This is a genomic window from Paenibacillus vini (assembly GCF_018403325.1).
GTDB lineage: Bacteria > Bacillota > Bacilli > Paenibacillales > Paenibacillaceae > Fontibacillus > Fontibacillus vini.
In genome coordinates, this window is record NZ_BOSL01000020.1 from 1 (window position 1) to 17519 (window position 17519).

A 17519-nucleotide genomic window follows, 5' to 3' on the forward strand; every position below is an offset into this window, starting at 1 on the left:
CTTGAACCGTTTGGTGGCGATGGCGGAGGGGTTCCACACGTACCCATCCCGAACACGACCGTTAAGCCCTCCAGCGCCGATGGTACTTGGACCGAAGGGTCCTGGGAGAGTAGGACGCCGCCAAGCATAATATTCCCTGATAGCTCAGTTGGTAGAGCACTCGACTGTTAATCGAGTTGTCACAGGTTCGAGTCCTGTTCGGGGAGCCATATTATGGCCCGTTGGTCAAGGGGTTAAGACACCTCCCTTTCACGGAGGTAACAGGGGTTCGAATCCCCTACGGGTCACCATTCATTACATTGCTTCTGGGGATGAGAAGCCCTTTAGGGGTTCGTCGGAGCATTTACTTCGTTAGCGTTACATCGCAGTCTCGAACGAAGTGAGAGTATCCCCTACGGGTCACCATTTTTCTTAATAAGTGCATTACATATGGAGGCTTAGCTCAGCTGGGAGAGCATCTGCCTTACAAGCAGAGGGTCGGGGGTTCGATCCCCTCAGCCTCCACCATAGTTTACTTTAACAAGTAAATATTGTTTTTTTACTGACGCGGGGTGGAGCAGCCCGGTAGCTCGTCGGGCTCATAACCCGAAGGCCGCAGGTTCAAATCCTGCCCCCGCAATCATCCCTTTAAGGGATCAAGATTTACTAGTGTGGAGCCGTGGTGTAGAGGCCTAACATGCCTGCCTGTCACGCAGGAGACCGCGGGTTCGAATCCCGTCGGCTCCGCCATTTTCATCTTAGATTCGCATATGCGAGCCATTAGCTCAGTTGGTAGAGCACCTGACTTTTAATCAGGGTGTCGAAGGTTCGAGTCCTTCATGGCTCACCAGTCTTATTACTTGTTTGCGGACGTGGCTCAGCGGTAGAGCATCGCCTTGCCAAGGCGAGGGTCGCGGGTTCGATTCCCGTCGTCCGCTCCATAATACGCGCCCTTAGCTCAGCTGGATAGAGCGTTTGACTACGAATCAAAAGGTCAGGAGTTCGAATCTCTTAGGGCGCGCCATTTTCTTTATAATTGGATAAGCCGGTGTGGCGGAATTGGCAGACGCGCGCGACTCAAAATCGTGAGGGAAACCGTGGGGGTTCGAGTCCCTTCACCGGCATATATCGGGACGTAGCTCAGCTTGGTAGAGCACCTGGTTTGGGACCAGGGGGTCGCATGTTCAAATCGTGTCGTCCCGATCAGAAACAGTCATCGCAGATGGCTGTTTTTTTATTTGTCCACAAACTAATGAACTGAATTAAAAGATTGAACTGAGCATATAAGAAGCCGGTTCCCCGTTCTTCCTCTTCTGTTGTATATTTCATGACCTCCGAGGTCACAATATACATAAAACTCCGATAGAAGGGGATCGTCGTGAATATTTTTCATACCAAAAAACAAATCAGAAAACGTTGGAGACGGATGAAACGAGCCGTTTGGACAATCAGCGCTTGCGCTCTCGTGGCTTTGATGGCTTGGCTAGGCATGCTTCTGTCCGAACAAATGGAAAAGTTGATGACGAATGAACCGCTTGCGCTAGAGACACTGGGCACCCTCCGGGATGTTCAAGCACAGGACGATTCCCAGCAAGAATGGTTAGAGGAGCTTCGGGAAACCGCGCAGGTACGAATTGTTCATTTAAATAAAATATATACATGCGGCGAAGACCGCTCCGTTTTGGGGCTCATGAGACCGGCAGAAATTGCCCAATTGGTCAAGGAACACCCAACTTGGGATGGAAGACTGGGTCCTGGGGGTGATGTGTGGTTTGATGAACATATTCAAGGATTATCCGAGATTTGCAACCGCGATGGGTATGTGGGCATCGACAAAGAAGGCAATCTGAGTCTTTTTGACGGGCCGCCAAAGCAGGAAAAGGTCATCCGAACCTTTTTTCAATTAGATGTGGAAACTATGGAAAGTGCGCTTCCGACTGAGGTGCTGCAGCAATTGAAGAACGGCATAAGAATTCAGGATGTCGAGGAATACAACAGTGTTTTGTCCACTTTCAGCGATTTTGCAGTTGAAGAATCGGAGAAAACGATGCAACAGAATAAACAGTAATGCGTATAAACGTAGGGGCGTTATTCAATAACGCCTCTTTTTGCTGTTTACTTGAGCTTTGGCGGAAATGGCAGAGTTGTTTTCAAAGTAAGTTCTACAAACTTTTTCCTCAATCGTCCCGATCTTTTGTTATAATAAAGTGAATACATATGTTCGCTTATTCGGACATAAACCCGGATTCCTGAAATAAAGAGGTTGTCCGGAAGACTTGAGCAGGTTGGGGAGAGGTTGAACTTTGCGGATATTGGGCATTGATCCCGGAATCGCGATTGTAGGTTTCGGATTTATTGATAAGCAGGGCAGTAAATGTGTCCCCGTTCAATACGGATGCATTCAAACGGAGGCACACACGCCTGAAGAGGAACGTTTGCTGCATGTCTATGAAGGCATGGTGCAGCTCATCGACAAATACAAACCGGATGCTGTGGCGCTGGAGAAGTTGTTTTTTAATCGTAACGTAACGACAGCCATGTCGGTTAGCCAGGCGCGGGGCGTTATGGTTCTGGCAGCGATGCAGAAGGGGCTCCCTATAGCGGAATATACGCCGATGCAGGTTAAGCAGGCGATCGTCGGATATGGAAAGGCCGAGAAAAGGCAGGTCCAGGAAATGACGAAAATGTTCCTGAAGCTTCAGGCGATCCCAAAACCGGATGACGTGGCCGATGCGCTTGCCGTAGCGATTTGCCATGCACACTCATGTACGTTAAATTCCAAGCTGAATGAGGTATTGCGATCATGATTGATTTTTTACGGGGCCAGGTTGCCCACCTTGAAAATGAATATGTCGTCTTGGATGTACAAGGCATAGGGTATCGCGTTTTCTGTCCGAACCCTTATGCGTTTGCCGCCAAAAATCAAGATACAATCACAGTTTACACGCATCATCACGTCCGTGATGACGCTATTCTGCTGTTCGGATTTCCAACGCGGGAAGAACAGAAGCTGTTCCGCAAGCTGATCGAGGTGTCGGGAATCGGACCGCGTGTGGCGCTCGGGATATTGAGCGGCGGCAATCCGGACACGGTGGTGGCTGCGATCCATCAGGAGAATATTTCGTTTCTGACGAAGCTGCCGGGAATCGGGAAGAAGACCGCGCAGCGTATGATCCTGGACTTGAAGGACAAGCTTGAGGGCATGGGAGGCATGGCTTCTTTATTCGACCCGGTACCTGCTGCATCGGCCGCTTTCGAAGACGGAACCCCGGGCTGGCCTGAAGCGAGAGAAGGTTTGAAGGCGCTTGGATATACCGATCCCGAATTGGACCGTGTATGGAATAAGCTTAAGGATCAGGTAAGTCAGGATGAAGCCGTTGATTCGGTAATGAAAAAGGCCTTGAAGCTGCTATATGCAGGTTGATAACAGGCTGGAAGAAAGAGGTGCTGGAAAGCGATGATGGAAGACCGGATCATATCCGCGAACTTGATGATGGAAGACCAAGCCGTCGAGCTGAGCCTGCGTCCCCGCTATTTGGCGGAGTATATTGGGCAAAACCAAATCAAAGAAAATTTGAAAATATATATCGAAGCCGCGAAGATGCGCAAAGAAGCTCTGGATCATGTCCTGCTTTATGGACCTCCCGGACTCGGAAAAACGACACTCGCCAACATTATCGCCAACGAGCTTGGTGTGAATTTACGGACGACGTCGGGTCCCGCGATTGAACGGCCGGGCGATCTTGCCGCTTTATTGACAAATCTGCAGGAGGGCGACGTCTTATTTATCGATGAAATCCATCGGTTACACCGGACAGTGGAAGAAGTTCTTTATCCGGCGATGGAGGATTTCGCGCTGGATATTATGATCGGCAAGGGGCCGAGCGCCCGTTCCGTCCGGCTGGACCTGCCTCCTTTTACACTCGTTGGCGCTACGACCCGTGCAGGCCTGCTGTCAGCTCCGCTGCGCGACCGCTTCGGGGTAGTCAGCCGACTTGAGTTTTATACGCAGGACGAGCTTAGCTTTATCGTTTCGCGCAATGCCGATATTTTGGGAATTGAGATTATCGGGGATGCCGCGGATGAGGTTGCGCTCCGATCCCGGGGGACTCCGCGGATTGCCAATCGTCTGTTGAAGCGGGTAAGAGATTATGCCCAAGTGCGGGGCGACGGAATGATCACCCCTGAAATCGCCAGAGAAGCGCTACAGATGCTTCAGGTGGATCCGATGGGTCTGGATCTGATCGATCATAAGATGCTTCGCGCGATGATTACGAGTTTCCGGGGCGGCCCCGTAGGACTCGACACGATCGCGGCAACGATCGGCGAAGAAAGCCAGACGATCGAGGATGTATATGAACCCTATCTGCTGCAGATCGGTTATTTACAGCGGACGCCACGGGGGCGGATGGTAACGCCGGCGGCATATAATCATTTGGGTTTACCGCTTCCCGATGTACAGAAATAATGAGCGAATAAGGATATAAGCTTGGCATCATGAAGGAGGAATCACCGCGTGAAAGGAACTAATTCGGGAATCAAATTCAAGTGGAGCAGGTGCGGAAAAGGGATACTGGCCGGACTTCTTCTGGCCGGTGCGATCCAGCTTCCGGCATCCGCCGACTCAGGAATCGGCCCTCATGTTCGGGTAGCCATGTACTTGGATCTAGGCAGCACTTACAAATCAACGATCCCTGCGGTTACGATCAAAGGGGATGCGGCTTGGGGAGCAGGTCCACAATCAGGAACGGAGAACTGGGTTCAGTTTGCTCCCGGACAATCCGCCCGGTTCAGCGTAGACGGTTATAAAGTCAAAGCTTTGGAAAGCTCGGATTGGAAGACTGTGGCGGCTGTGATTAAGAAGCTGCAAGGTACGACCGATAAGCCCGTTGCCTTTGCGCAGAACAGCAGCGGAGGAACGATTTATCGCGTTTATACCGGACCATATGCGAATGCAGCAGAAGCTGGGAAAGCCGTAGACAGAGTCGCAGGCTCGATTTCGTCCTGGATCAAAGGTCAAAAACCGTCCGTTCATGGGAATTTCTATGTTTCTGCCGGGAGTTATAGAAGCAAAGTCGAAGCCGATACGGTGCTTGATACGTTGAGCGCTCAAGGAACAGAGGCCTCCGCCGTTATGACCGGACCGCAGCAATATTCCGTCTGGGTCGGTGGCGCGTCCAATGAAGCCGAATTAGGGACGATACAGGGGCAGCTGGCTCAAGTCTTCCCGCAAATACCGTGGGCACCTGCCGTACAGACGGGAACATCGATTTTGATTCACAACGATGTAACGCTGAATTTAGATACACCATCCCCGGTAGAGCATTATGAGCTCAGCGGAAATGAGGCTCTTCTAGTCCGCGACAACGACGATAATTCCTTGCTTCAATTGGTTGAACGATCCGCCCGAAAATATCGTGGTGACTTCGAAATTAGCCGATATAGCGGACAGCTCGCTCTTGTGAACGAAGTATCATTGGAACAATACCTATATTCCGTTGTGGGAGCCGAGGTATCCTCCTCCTGGCCACAGGAGTCATTAAAGGCTCAGGCGGTTGCTGCACGCAGTTATGCCCTTTATAATGCCGCCCTTAATAAATTCAAAATAGCCGGGCTAGTAGATACAACCTTAAGTCAGGTTTATAACGGTGCTGAGAAAGAAGCGAACAGCATTATTCAAGCCGTAGACAGTACGAGCGGGGAAGTGATGATGGCTGACGGGAGAATTGTGGAGGGAATCTTTTCTTCCAACAGTGGCGGGGTAACCGCGGATTCTACGGAAGCATGGGGCAGTTACAACCCCGTGTATTCCAGCGTGCTGAGCAAGGAAGACGAGGTCGTACAGGCTTCGCTAAAATCATGGTACCATGTGCTACTGTCAAACGGGGCGACGGGTTATGTTCGCGAAGATAATACGGCATCGTTGGGAAGCACGACCGCTGCCGGATTACAGAAATTAACGGTAACGACGACTTCCGTCATGGTTCGGCCCCTTCCGATGATTCAGTCGGACGTAGATCCTGTAGCCAAGTTGAATCCTGGAGACCAAGCCATTGTACTTGATAAAGTGGATGAATCGAGTGCGTATGCCTGGATTCGAGGGCCATTCAGTTCCGCGGAATTGTTGAAATCCCTAAAAGGCAAAACGACAACAGAGGCACCGTCACCGATATTGAATCTGGAAATCACCCAAAGAGGGCCATCCGGACGCGTTACCCAGATCAAGGCGAATGGACAAATCCTGGATGTTAAATATCCGGATGCTTTCCGTTCGGCTTTGAACGGACTGCCCAGCACGCTGTTTGATATTGCCGCTACCGGAAGGTATACTGTACAGAGTGCAGGGGGCACGACGTCAAGCGGCACGGCCGCTTCGGGTACTCCGCTGCTGACTTCATCCGGTGTGAAAAGCTGGGATGGAGGAAATATGGTGGTTATGGACGGTAACGGCACTGCACGCGTAATTGACCAAACCAACGAGTTTCTGTTTGTCGGCAAGGGCTACGGCCATGGAATCGGAATGTCCCAATGGGGGGCAAAAGGTATGGCGGATGCCGGGTATGATTATCAGCAAATCTTGCAACACTACTATCAAAATGTGACAATTGTCAAGGAATGAAGGCGTAAATATGAATGTTGATTTGTACGATTTTGAACTGCCGGAAGAGTTGATCGCCCAGACTCCGCTTGCGGATCGGAGCGCTTCCCGGCTGTTGACGTTAAATAAAAGAGACGGAAGCACACAGCATCGTATTTTTTCGGATATTGTAGAATATCTGAAGCCCGGTGATACCCTGGTGTTGAATGACACCCGGGTTATCCCCGCGAGGTTGTTCGGCATCAAAGAAGATACTGGCGCAAAAGCCGAGGTGCTTCTGCTCAAAAATTTGGGTGGAGATCTTTGGGAAGCGCTGGTCAAACCCGGGAAAAAGTTAAAAACCGGCTCAGTCATTGTCTTTAGCGAGGAATTAAAAGCAACGGTTGAATCGGAAGGGGAGATGGGCGGACGAGTTCTGCGTTTCACCTATCAAGGCATTTTTAATGAAATTCTAGATCGCTTGGGTCAAATGCCGCTTCCTCCTTACATTAAGGAGAAACTGGATGATCGCGAGCGTTACCAGACGGTCTACTCCAAACACGAAGGCTCAGCTGCGGCACCAACGGCCGGCCTGCATTTTACCGAGTCTTTGCTGGAGGAGATCAAGGCGAAAGGGATTGACATTGCCTTCGTCACACTTCATGTCGGATTGGGTACTTTTCGCCCGATGTCCGTTGATCGCGTTGAAGACCATGTCATGCACGAGGAGTATTATGTGCTTCCTCAAGAGACGGCGGATATCCTGAATGAGACCAAAGCGAGAGGCGGCCGTGTCATCGCGGTGGGAACAACATCTGCGCGGACACTGGAGACGGTAGCACAGAAATGCGCTGGCGGTCCTGTGGTCAAAAGCAGCGGATGGACGGGGATCTTCATTTATCCGGGATATGAGTTTGGATTGGTGGATGCTCTAATCACGAATTTTCACCTCCCGAAATCAACGCTCGTAATGCTGGTCAGTGCGCTGGCGGGACGGGAGAATATATTGAAGGCGTACCGTGAAGCGATTGAACAAAGATACCGTTTCTTCAGTTTTGGCGACGCTATGTTTATTTATTAAGGCTACAGAGGATGGATGATAACAATGGCAGCGATTACCTACGAACACATCAAAACCTGCAAGCAGTCCGGGGCCAGATTGGGCCGGGTTCACACTCCGCACGGTACGATCGAGACGCCAGTCTTTATGCCGGTCGGGACACAAGCCACCGTCAAAACGATGAGTCCGGAAGAATTGAAGGACATGGGTGCACGGATCATTCTTAGCAACACGTATCACTTATTCCTGCGTCCGGGACATGAACTTATCAAGGAAGCCGGCGGACTCCATAAATTTATGAACTGGGACCGGGCCATTCTGACCGACAGCGGCGGGTTTCAGGTGTTTTCGCTTAGCGAAATGCGCAAAATTACGGAGGAAGGCGTTCACTTCCGTTCTCACTTGAACGGGGACAAGCTGTTTCTATCACCGGAAGTGGTGATGGAAATCGAAAATGCCCTAGGTCCGGATATTATGATGGCCTTTGACGAATGCGCTCCTTATCCTGCCGATTACGATTATGTAAAAAAATCGATGGAACGTACCACACGCTGGGCGGAACGTTGCCTGAAAAGCCATGCCCGACCGCATGATCAAGGCCTGTTTGGAATCGTTCAGGGCGGCATGTTTGAAGATTTGCGCAAGCAGAGCGCCAGAGATTTGACTTCCCTGGATTTTCCGGGGTATGCTATTGGTGGACTGAGTGTGGGCGAGCCTAAACATCTGATGTATGAGATGTTGGAATGTACGGTTCCTCTGTTGCCGACAAACAAACCCCGTTATCTGATGGGGGTAGGTTCTCCTGATGCTCTGATTGAAGGGGCGATTCGGGGAGTCGATATGTTTGATTGCGTCTTGCCAACAAGGATTGCCCGTAATGGAACCACGATGACGAGTCAGGGTAGACTAGTTGTCCGAAACGCTCAGTATGCCAAGGATTTCGGGCCATTGGATCCGGAATGCGATTGCTATACCTGCCGGAACTATTCCCGTGCTTATCTTCGCCATCTCATTAAGGCGGACGAAACGTTCGGTCTTCGGTTGACTACATACCACAACCTTCACTTCCTGATCAATTTGATGGGCAAGGTCCGTCAGGCGATTATGGATGACAGGCTGCTGGACTTCCGGGATGAGTTTTTTGAGCAGTATGGTCTGTTTGGCAACGAAAAAGGATTTTAATGAACCAGGCTATAAAATGAAAGGAGGAAGAAGGAATGTTTCCATTAGCAGCTACTCCAGGGGCGGGCGGAACCGGTTCGCTGATTTCGTTCATCGTACCCCTTGTGATCATGTTTGCCGTGTTTTACTTCTTGCTGATCCGTCCGCAGAAGAAAAAGCAGACTACCCGCAATAATATGCTCAATGCGCTTCAGAAAGGCGACAAGATCATTACGATTGGTGGCCTTCACGGCACGATTATGGAGCTTACCGATGATATCGTAGTCTTGCGCGTCAACGATGTAACGAAACTGACGTTTGATCGCAGTGCGATCAGCCACAAAGTTTCCGAAAGCTAAGAGAAACGAATACGAATTAGCAATAAGAAAGCCGCGAAAGCCTCCACGGAGGTTTTCGCGGCTTTTTTGCCATTATGCAGAAATATTGAAACGGGGATTATAGTTGCTTTTCCAGCGCTGGGCCCAGTTGATGCCGATTGTGGAAGATACGCCCGCAAGTAGCAACCCGGCCAGCATATCCGTGAGCCAGTGAATTCCCAAATAAAAGATCGAGAACACGATAATAACGGCGCTGATCGATGCGAAAAATCCCCATCGGCGGTTACCAGAGCGTACGGCAAGGATAGCCATGGTGACTGAGATGGAGGTATGCAGGCTAGGAAAGCAGTTATTAATCCCGGAAAGGGGACGATAAACGGTTTCAAACTCCGGAAAGGCCTCCAGCATATAAAACGAAACGCCTGAAACCGGGTAAGACCAAACTTCATTAACCGGAAACAGCAAATAGAATGGAATCGCGATCAGATAATTCAGAATTACCGCACAACAGGTCGCATGCAGGAACACGGTTTTCTTTTCTCCAGCGTAAATAAAGAGCGAAGCCAGAATCAAAGACTGAAAAACGATAAGATAAAAAAAGGAAGTAATCCCCGTAAGCCATGGTGCGTGAGTCAAGTTTTGAACCTGTTGCACGAAATGTCCTTCCAGTCGGAAAATCCACGGCGTAAAGTCCGCCGAGTAAGACAACTTATTTTCCAATGCCAATTCGTATCCGTTTAGCAGCAAAACCCCAAGCATCAGCAAGAACGTCCACATGAATCTTCTCGATCTCAACAATTCACCGGCCAAGCCAACGACCGCATGCCAAGGATTTTGGAAGAAGCAGATCAAGACAAACAGGATAAGAACCAGCAGGGTGAACCACGTAATGGTCTGCATGGAATGGAATAGCAAAATGGAAACCTCCTTTACCCAACCTGAAATCTTCCATCAGATTAACATATAGGAGAAAGGAGAAGTTTGCAGTTCTTTTACTTCTTGTTCAAATTTACCCCGAATACCCCTCCAATTGCTCCGAGAAGCAGCGCGGGAAATATCAGGGCAAGCTCGCCTAATCCAAGCGAATGGTCCAAGGCCAAAAAACTGATTAACAGCAGAAGGATTCCGTAGATTAACCCCGTGATTGAACCTTGATACAACCCTTTTTGTCCGGCACGTTTACCTGAGACCAGACCTCCGGCGAGCAGTGATACGCCATGTACTATATAGGTGTACAACTTGAGCTCGTCTTCTTCCAATACACTGGACTGCAGAAGCAAAGATAAGACCAGAGCGCCAATCATCATCCAGAAAAAAGCGTACCATAAGCCGGACAAAGTAGGGTGGGATAGTCTAAAAGAAACCATACGGCGAATGAAATGCATATAAGATCCCCCAATCATGTCTTGTTATCCCCATTTTATGGTCAAGCATCGGTCGATATGACAGGAACTGAAGATCTTTAGGAATATATTGTTTGGCATGGAATCGAATGACCGGGGTCAGACTACCAGGTACATCCTTGACTTTAAAGAGCAATGACACAAGGGGGGGATTTGAGGTGGCGGCACACGTATCAGCTGTTGTTTTTCGTACTGTGATTATGTATGTGATGGTATTCGCCGTTATGAGGATTATGGGAAAAAGGGAAATCGGACAATTATCCATTTTCGATCTCGTCATATCCATCATGATCGCTGAAATAGCCGTTTTTGCCTTGGAGGATCAGAACCGCCCGCTATATGAAGGCTGGGTACCGATGTTAACTCTGCTGCTGATTCAAATCGGCATCGCCGTCCTTTCGCTTCGTTTTCGCAAGATACGCCTATGGTTTGACGGTAAGCCCAGCGTAATTATTCGTAATGGCGATATTAACGAAAAGGAAATGAAAAAACAGCGTTATAATCTGGATGACCTTCTTATGCAGCTTCGTTCCCAAAATATCGACAACATTGCGGATGTTGAATTCGCAGTTCTGGAAACAAGCGGCCAACTGAGCGTTTTGCCAAAGGATAAGTCTAGTGATAACGCTTCCGGCGACAAAAACAAAATGAACAAAAAAAGAGAAGCGGCCCTATCTTCTTTGGTGTTCAAAGTAAAATACGAGGCGCTTCCTTTACCGCTGATTTTGGATGGCAAGGTGGATGACGATAATTTAAAACAGATGGGAAAAACCAGGTTTTGGCTGAAAAATCAAATTCAATCCAAAGGAGTTTATGATTTTAAAGATGTCTTTTTTTGCTCTATTGATCATAAAGGAAGGCTATATGTCAATCTAAAAGACAAGAAATGACTCCAAGCGGCTGATCATCCTCGAAACCACTTGCGGATCAATGGCATACGCTTGATGTCATGCAGATCGATTAAACCCGTGATTCCGGCTAAAGCAAGATACAGCAGAGTAGAGAAAAAAGCGGCACACAAAAACTGAATTCCCTGGCTGTCGCTGAATTGAAAATGATTGTTGAGATAGGTTGTCGCTCCGGCCATAATGACCATTCCACAGCAAACCTTGATGACATCCAGCAACGGAAGGCGATATTTTAATGTCCTGGCGACGCTGTACCCATGCAGTAAAGTGACGATGACGAAGTTGACGATGATGGCCAGAATGGCTCCATATATCCCGAAAGAAGGATTGGAGGCTAAGTATAGGATCAGAACGATTTTTACGATGGCTCCGATTAAGGTATTGATCAAAGCCCGGCCGGGTTTATCCAGTGCCTGCAAGGCGGCTTGAAGCGGTGCCTGAACATACAGGAAAAGAGCGAACGGGGCCATAATTTTCAGCATTCCGGCAATTTCGCTGTTATTATAGATCAACATGCAGAGAGGTTCAGCCAAAACATACATAATTACCGCAAATGGTGCGCCGGTTACAAGCGCAAGCCGAATCGACTGGTGGAGACGGAGGTGAATGGTCCTCATATCGCCCCTTGCCTGAGCTTCCGCAAGCGACGGAACGAGTGAGACGGCCAAGGAGGAAGTCAGCGCTCCCGGCAGTAATAGAAGCGGGATGATCATTCCCTGCAACGCTCCGTATTGAGCGGTCGCAATGGCGGTTGCGATCCCCGCGAGGGCAAGACTTTGGGCCGTTGTGATCGATTCCAGAAGATAGGACATGGAACCGACCAAGCGCCCCCCGGTTACGGGAATTGCAATCCTCATGATTCTGCGAAGCATAGGCACGAATGCTTCCTTCCTCGGCACAGCGCCTTCGGATGGTTGGTCTTTGGCGGCAAGTGATTTTTCCCGTGATTTCAGGCGCCGGTACTGAAGCAGCAGAACTGCCATTCCGGCAATTTCTCCGGCTACAACGCCCAGCATGGCTCCGGCAGCTGCATATTCGATACCCATCGGAAGCAGCAGATAGGAGAACCATAGTACACAGATGATTCTGGCTATCGTCTCGATAATTGAAGAGGCCGCGGATGGAATCATGTCCTGTTTCCCCTGAAAATAACCGCGATAAACAGAGGATACTGCCACGATGGCGATCATGGGACTCATCGCGACAAAGGTTTGATATACGCGCGCATCAGTAAGAATATAGCGGCTTGCCAACGGCGCTCCCAGGATACATAAGACTGTAAACAGCAAGCCGGCTGCCATGGCAAATATCAGGCTCGTCCGCAATACGGTTTTTGAGCGTTCCGGGTTTCCGGCCGATTCCGCTTCGGCAACAAGCTTGGCTACTGCCAAGGGAATGCCTCCGGCTATGATGGTTACGAGAACCAGGAAAAACGGATAACCGAGCTGATAAAGCCCGACGCCTTCCGCTCCGATGATTCGGGGCAGAAGAATCCGGGGGATAAAGCCTAGAATACGATTGACAATGCCCGCAGCCAGCAAAATCATGGTGCCCTGGATAAAGGTTTGTTTATTCAAAGTGGTTCCCTCTCTCCCGATTAGAAGCGAAATGGCAACAATAACAACAGTTGTTACTAAGAATATGCCGGACCTGTCCCGATTCATGACTTGTCTTTTTGATCCCAATGCAGGATTACAGAAAATAAGGTAGAATGTTAAATAGACGGGGAGAGGGAAGGAGGCATCATGATGGCTGAGGACGTAATGGGCGAGAAGGAATTGAATGAGGCGATCGAAAGTTTATGCCGAAGCAAAGCGGAGGAATTCCGGCTGATCGGTTACGAACAGGTAACCGGACCGGACATTTGGGAGTGTGTGAATCAGAAGTACGAGAAGAACGGTTTTCCGCCTTTATATCAGCTTGTGAATGACATCCTTTCTTTGAAAGCTACCCAATTCATGAATTATATGACGATTTCCGCATACCGTGGATCCCGTTTCGATTGAAAGGGGTCTTTTTTGTGATGTATTCATGCAGTACCGTTAATCAAAACGACAATATTTGATAAATTGACGGTCTTTTCATGCGTAGCTATAATAGGAATATTGAGTATTGAAAGGGGAACGAGTATCGGATGAAAAGGATCTTCGCATCCATAACCGTCCTGGTTGTCATCATGAGCATAACAATTACAGGCTGCTCAACCCCTGGACCGCAAAACAAGGATTATTCGGGGCTTGATCACAAAGAGGCTTTCGTGATTATGTATGAAGCAACGCCGATGGATGGCGGAGCTCCGGTAACCAAAGACGCACTGATCTCGACGGTTCAAAGTCTTGAGGCACGAGCCGAAGCTCTGGGAATAAGCAAGCCTGAAATCAGAGTTGACGGTAACAAGCGGATTCGCGTCAGACTGGCGGATGTAACGGACGAGGACGAGGTCCGAAGGAGTCTGGAAGAACCGGCGTTTCTTACTTTTCGAAGTAAAGACGGGAGTGAAACGGCGGACGACGAATACAATGCTATTGAAATGACCGGATCGGATCTCGTTAAAGAAGAAACCGAATTGGTTTATAACCAGGTAAATGAGCCTATGGTAAACATCGAATTTAAGAGCAAGGACAAACTGGCGGAGGTGACGGAGCGATTGCTCGGTCAACCGCTGGCGATCTTTATGGACGATAGATTGATTTCCGCGCCAATCATCCAGGGTGTTCTTACGGATGGTCGCGCCTCCATCTCCGTAGGAGGAGATTTAGAAGATGCGAAACAAATATGCGATTTGATCAGTCTGGGGGCCTTGCCTCTTAAACTTACAGAGATTGAAAACTGAAAGGGGAAGTAAGTACGGGATGAAAAGAATTATAGCATTCATAACCGTCGTGGTAGTCACAACCGGCATTATGGTCTGGTCTACCCCCGGCCTGCTGAACAATGTGCATCTCGGCCTTGATTTAAAAGGCGGATTTGAGATTTTGTATGAAGCAACGCCGATGGAAGGCGGAGCAAAAGTATCCAGGGAATCATTGCTTAAGACAGCCCAAAGCCTTGAAGAACGGGCGAATAAATTGGGGACCAGCGAACCGGAGGTTACGACCGAAGGAACGAACCGTATCCGTCTGAAACTGGCGGGAGTAACGGACGAAGCTGAAGTCCGCAAGCAAATGAAGGAGCCGGCTTCACTTACGTTCCGCAGTAAAGATGGAACGGAAACAGCGGCCGACGAATACAAGAAAATTGAAATGATCGGTACCGACTTTGCCGAAAATGGGGCCAAGCTGGAATTTAACCAGATGAATGAACCCCTTGTAAGCATTAAGGTAAAGAGTAAAGATAAGTTTGCGGAGGTTACCAAGCGCTTGCTCGGTCAACCGCTGGCGATCTACATGAATGATCAATTGATCTCCGCTCCTGTGGTACAGGCCGTCCTGACGGACGGAACCGCCTCGATCAGCGTCGGCGGCGATCTGAACGAAGCTAAAGAATTGCGCGATCAAATCAATCTCGGCGCTCTGCCGCTCAAATTGACGGAGAAATATTCGCAGAGCGTCGGCGCTACGCTCGGGAAGCAATCACTTGACCGGACTATTGAAGCAGGTTTGATTGCTTCGGTATTCATTTTGCTGTTTATGGTCGGCATGTACCGGGTTCCCGGTCTGGTTGCCGCATTTACTCTGATCGTTCATACTTGGCTGCTCATCCTGGTGTTTGTGTGGGCTGATTTCACCTTGACCTTGCCAGGGATTGCGGCGTTGATTCTCGGGATCGGGATGGCCGTCGATGCCAATATCATTACCAATGAACGGATTCATGAAGAAATGCGAACCGGCAAAAGCATCATGTCCGCCGTTAGAGCAGGGGACAAGCACTCTTTGCGTACCGTACTCGATTCGAATATTACGACCATTATCGTTGCTGCTGTCATGTACTGGTTCGGGACCGGTGCCGTCAAAGGCTTTGCGCTCGTCCTGATCGTGGAAATCGTGCTCAGTATCGCTACGAACGTTTACCTCTCCCGTTGGCTTCTGAACCTGCTGGTTAAGGCAGGCAAATTGTCGAAGCCGAAGTACTTCGGTGTAAAGGAGAGTGAAATCAGTGAGCTTTAATAAAAACGTAAAAAACTTTAACTTTGTGCATATCAGCAAATATTGCTACATGGTTTCGATTGCATTGACGATCGTCGGGATCATCTGCCTGTCCTTGTTCGGATTGAACTACAGCGTAGACTTCCGGGCGGGTTCCAACGTCGATATTACGACTTCCCATAAGCTGACTGAAGAACAGGTAAATCCGATTCTCAACAAACTCGGCATTGATGATGGAACAACGGTTAATCCGGGCGAGGACCGCATGACCATCCGTTTCACCAATGTGCTTAACGAGGATCAGGAGTCCCAGTTGAAAGCGGAAATTACGAAGCTTGACGAGAAGGCTTCCTTCGAAGTCAATACAGTAGATCCGGAGATGGCGAAGGAATTGGCGAGAAATGCGATTTATGCCGTCCTGATTTCCTGCCTTGGCATTATCATTTATGTCAGCATCCGGTTTGAATGGCGCTTCGCAGTGGCGGCGATCGTTTCACTGTTACATGACGCTTTCCTGGTTGTCGCGGTCTTCTCCATATTCCGCTTCGAAGTCGATCTGACCTTCATTATTGCCGTTTTGACCATCATCGGTTATTCCATTAATGACACGATCGTTATATTTGACCGGATCCGTGAGAACCTGCGGTTCAGTAAGTTGAAAACAAATCACGATTTGGCCGAGCTGGTGAACAAAAGTATTTCCCAGACGATTATGCGGTCTATTTACACCGCTTTGACGGTCTTTATCGCAGCGTTCTTCTTGTTCTTGCTAGGTGGGGAATCCATTCGGATGTTCTCGCTGGCTATGGTTATCGGGCTTCTGTTCGGCGCATATTCGACCATCTTTATCGCCAGCCCGTTGTGGTTCGTTCTTAAGAGCAAACAAAAAAATAAGCCGGCCAAAGCGTCCTAATAATCAATATTAAAAAAGGACCATTTTGCCTTAAATTTGGTATGATAGAGCCGCGTCGAAATTGACGCGGCTTTACCGTTCTGTTCTATCTATTGAGTGCTTCAGGAGGATTCATATGCGACGCGAACAAGCCGCTCCAGCTGATTCTGCAGCATGGCTCGGGATTGCCAATCATATTGTCTTAGCCGCTTTCAAAGGAGTGGTAGGCCTGCTGTTCGACAGCCGGGCATTGCTGGCCGATGCTCTTTATTCGGCTTCGGATGCCGCTGCCATGGTCTCGGATAAATTTAAACTCCACAGACGGCCAAAAAAAAGAATAGTGCAGTCTGTCAATGCACCAAGCAGGGCAGGGGAACCGCTGCTGGTTATTATTCTGTCTGTTTTTTTGCTGATGGGAAGTTTTCAGATGGGGATTTCATCAATCGCTGCCGTGTCAAAAGGGGACCTCGTACCTCCGGGGTATTTGGCCGGTGTCGCTATTGTGATCTCTATTGCCTTGAAGGAAGCTTTGTTTCAATTTCAATACCGTCAATCCCGAAAACAACCGGGCGAGCATACGCAATTTCTCATCGAAGCCCATCGTTACTCCTGGTATTCCTCCGTTGCCGTGCTGATCGGCGTATTCGGAACCATGACCGGGCAGGCGATGGAGTTGCCGGCATTGCTCTATCTGGATCCGGCTGCAGCGCTATTCGTAGCGTGCATGGTCCTTTGGCGGGTTTATCTTATGGTGCGCGGCTCCGTTTACGGCTCATTGATTTCAGAGATGCAGGAGGAAGACGCCACACGATTTATTGAAACCGTTCAACGGGTGCATGGCGTCATCACTGTAGAGGAGCTGAAAGCTCAGGAGAACGGCCATTATGTAACTATTACCGCGCGAATAAGCGTAAATCCGCGGATTACTGTGATGGAAGCGAATGATATTGCGAACCGGGCCAAGGTACTGCTGATGAACCGGTTTTCTCATGTTAGCGATGTCAGTATTCAGGTTTTGCCCTATGATCCCGGTTATCCTTATAAGAGCAATAATGAAGGGCCCGGCGATGACCTGCCGACTTTAATTCAATAGCCTGCAGGGACGGCTGAGAAAGA

General features: G+C 49.2%; 17 protein-coding genes, 10 tRNA genes and 1 rRNA gene. 25 read left to right on the forward strand and 3 right to left on the reverse strand.

The genetic code is table 11. From position 1 onward, the window contains the following. Positions 1–9 precede the first annotated feature (9 nt). From rrf to yajC, 19 genes are all read left to right on the forward strand, one after another. Positions 10–126: ribosomal RNA gene (gene rrf, locus KJS57_RS22555) — 5S ribosomal RNA — on the forward strand. A gap of 7 nt (positions 127–133) precedes the next feature. After that, positions 134–209 (forward strand) — tRNA-Asn (locus KJS57_RS22560). A gap of 6 nt (positions 210–215) precedes the next feature. Then, positions 216–290, forward strand: a tRNA-Glu gene (locus tag KJS57_RS22565). 141 nt (positions 291–431) lie between these two features. Beyond that, positions 432–507 (forward strand) — tRNA-Val (locus tag KJS57_RS22570). 38 nt (positions 508–545) lie between these two features. Then, positions 546–619, forward strand: a tRNA-Met gene (locus tag KJS57_RS22575). 33 nt (positions 620–652) lie between these two features. Next, positions 653–729, forward strand: a tRNA-Asp gene (locus KJS57_RS22580). Positions 730–753: 24 nt separating this feature from the next. Next, positions 754–829 (forward strand) — tRNA-Lys (locus KJS57_RS22585). Between the two features lie 16 nt (positions 830–845). Continuing rightward, positions 846–920, forward strand: a tRNA-Gly gene (locus KJS57_RS22590). A 6-nt stretch (positions 921–926) separates the two neighbouring features. Beyond that, positions 927–1003, forward strand: a tRNA-Arg gene (locus KJS57_RS22595). Positions 1004–1023: 20 nt separating this feature from the next. Beyond that, positions 1024–1103, forward strand: a tRNA-Leu gene (locus KJS57_RS22600). A gap of 5 nt (positions 1104–1108) precedes the next feature. After that, a tRNA-Pro gene (locus tag KJS57_RS22605) sits at positions 1109–1182 on the forward strand. A 175-nt stretch (positions 1183–1357) separates the two neighbouring features. Further along, entirely contained in the window at positions 1358–2047 is a 690-nt protein-coding gene (locus tag KJS57_RS22610; RefSeq protein ID WP_213656440.1) for a BofC C-terminal domain-containing protein, read from the forward strand. Between the two features lie 235 nt (positions 2048–2282). Continuing rightward, the gene (ruvC, locus tag KJS57_RS22615) at positions 2283–2786 is read left to right on the forward strand and encodes a crossover junction endodeoxyribonuclease RuvC (RefSeq protein ID WP_211020177.1); all 504 of its coding nucleotides are present in this window, start codon (positions 2283–2285) and stop codon (positions 2784–2786) included. Further along, a complete protein-coding gene (gene ruvA / locus KJS57_RS22620; RefSeq protein WP_211020175.1) occupies positions 2783–3403 on the forward strand; it encodes a Holliday junction branch migration protein RuvA in 621 nt (206 codons plus the stop codon). Before ruvC ends, ruvA begins: the two co-directional genes overlap by 4 nt. A gap of 36 nt (positions 3404–3439) precedes the next feature. Then, positions 3440–4447 carry a Holliday junction branch migration DNA helicase RuvB gene (ruvB, locus tag KJS57_RS22625; RefSeq protein ID WP_213656479.1) on the forward strand — a complete coding sequence of 336 codons (1008 nt, stop codon included), beginning with the start codon at positions 3440–3442 and terminating at the stop codon, positions 4445–4447. Between the two features lie 48 nt (positions 4448–4495). After that, a complete protein-coding gene (locus KJS57_RS22630; RefSeq protein ID WP_244861674.1) occupies positions 4496–6598 on the forward strand; it encodes a SpoIID/LytB domain-containing protein in 2103 nt (700 codons plus the stop codon). A 10-nt stretch (positions 6599–6608) separates the two neighbouring features. Beyond that, the gene (gene queA, locus KJS57_RS22635) at positions 6609–7637 is read left to right on the forward strand and encodes a tRNA preQ1(34) S-adenosylmethionine ribosyltransferase-isomerase QueA (RefSeq protein ID WP_213656441.1); all 1029 of its coding nucleotides are present in this window, start codon (positions 6609–6611) and stop codon (positions 7635–7637) included. Positions 7638–7661: 24 nt separating this feature from the next. Further along, on the forward strand, positions 7662–8798 hold the full coding sequence (tgt, locus tag KJS57_RS22640; RefSeq protein WP_211020169.1) for a tRNA guanosine(34) transglycosylase Tgt: 1137 nt from the start codon (positions 7662–7664) through the stop codon (positions 8796–8798). A 35-nt stretch (positions 8799–8833) separates the two neighbouring features. Continuing rightward, positions 8834–9136, forward strand: a complete 303-nt coding sequence (gene yajC / locus KJS57_RS22645) for a preprotein translocase subunit YajC (protein ID WP_213656442.1) — start codon at positions 8834–8836, stop codon at positions 9134–9136. Positions 9137–9208: 72 nt separating this feature from the next. On the opposite strand, the gene KJS57_RS22650 is transcribed toward yajC, so the two are convergent. Both KJS57_RS22650 and KJS57_RS22655 read right to left on the reverse strand, forming a co-directional pair. After that, complete coding sequence (locus KJS57_RS22650; protein WP_213656443.1) at positions 9209–10030, reverse strand: phosphatase PAP2 family protein; 822 nt, start codon at positions 10028–10030, stop codon at positions 9209–9211. A gap of 77 nt (positions 10031–10107) precedes the next feature. Further along, complete coding sequence (locus tag KJS57_RS22655; protein ID WP_213656444.1) at positions 10108–10500, reverse strand: TIGR04086 family membrane protein; 393 nt, start codon at positions 10498–10500, stop codon at positions 10108–10110. A 218-nt stretch (positions 10501–10718) separates the two neighbouring features. Here KJS57_RS22655 and KJS57_RS22660 point away from each other — a divergent pair, with 218 nt between their 5' ends. Then, positions 10719–11408, forward strand: coding sequence for a YetF domain-containing protein (locus tag KJS57_RS22660; RefSeq protein WP_373316853.1), 690 nt, complete (start codon positions 10719–10721; stop codon positions 11406–11408). A 14-nt stretch (positions 11409–11422) separates the two neighbouring features. On the opposite strand, the gene spoVB is transcribed toward KJS57_RS22660, so the two are convergent. Then, complete coding sequence (spoVB, locus tag KJS57_RS22665; protein WP_213656445.1) at positions 11423–13003, reverse strand: stage V sporulation protein B; 1581 nt, start codon at positions 13001–13003, stop codon at positions 11423–11425. Positions 13004–13174: 171 nt separating this feature from the next. Between spoVB and KJS57_RS22670 the strand changes: the two genes are divergently transcribed. The 5 genes from KJS57_RS22670 to KJS57_RS22690 all read left to right on the forward strand — a co-directional run bounded on the left by KJS57_RS22670 (position 13175) and on the right by KJS57_RS22690 (position 17496). Continuing rightward, positions 13175–13432 (forward strand): post-transcriptional regulator, encoded by a 258-nt coding sequence (locus tag KJS57_RS22670; protein WP_211020158.1) that lies wholly within the window; start codon positions 13175–13177, stop codon positions 13430–13432. A 128-nt stretch (positions 13433–13560) separates the two neighbouring features. Continuing rightward, positions 13561–14259, forward strand: a complete 699-nt coding sequence (locus tag KJS57_RS22675) for a preprotein translocase subunit SecD (protein WP_213656446.1) — start codon at positions 13561–13563, stop codon at positions 14257–14259. Between the two features lie 19 nt (positions 14260–14278). Continuing rightward, entirely contained in the window at positions 14279–15532 is a 1254-nt protein-coding gene (gene secD, locus KJS57_RS22680) for a protein translocase subunit SecD (protein WP_213656447.1), read from the forward strand. Positions 15533–15581: 49 nt separating this feature from the next. Next, positions 15582–16424, forward strand: coding sequence for a protein translocase subunit SecF (secF, locus tag KJS57_RS22685; protein WP_244861678.1), 843 nt, complete (start codon positions 15582–15584; stop codon positions 16422–16424). A 115-nt stretch (positions 16425–16539) separates the two neighbouring features. Further along, positions 16540–17496: a cation diffusion facilitator family transporter gene (locus KJS57_RS22690; protein WP_213656448.1), complete on the forward strand. Its 957-nt coding sequence runs from the start codon at positions 16540–16542 to the stop codon at positions 17494–17496. The last annotated feature ends 23 nt before the right edge of the window (positions 17497–17519 follow it).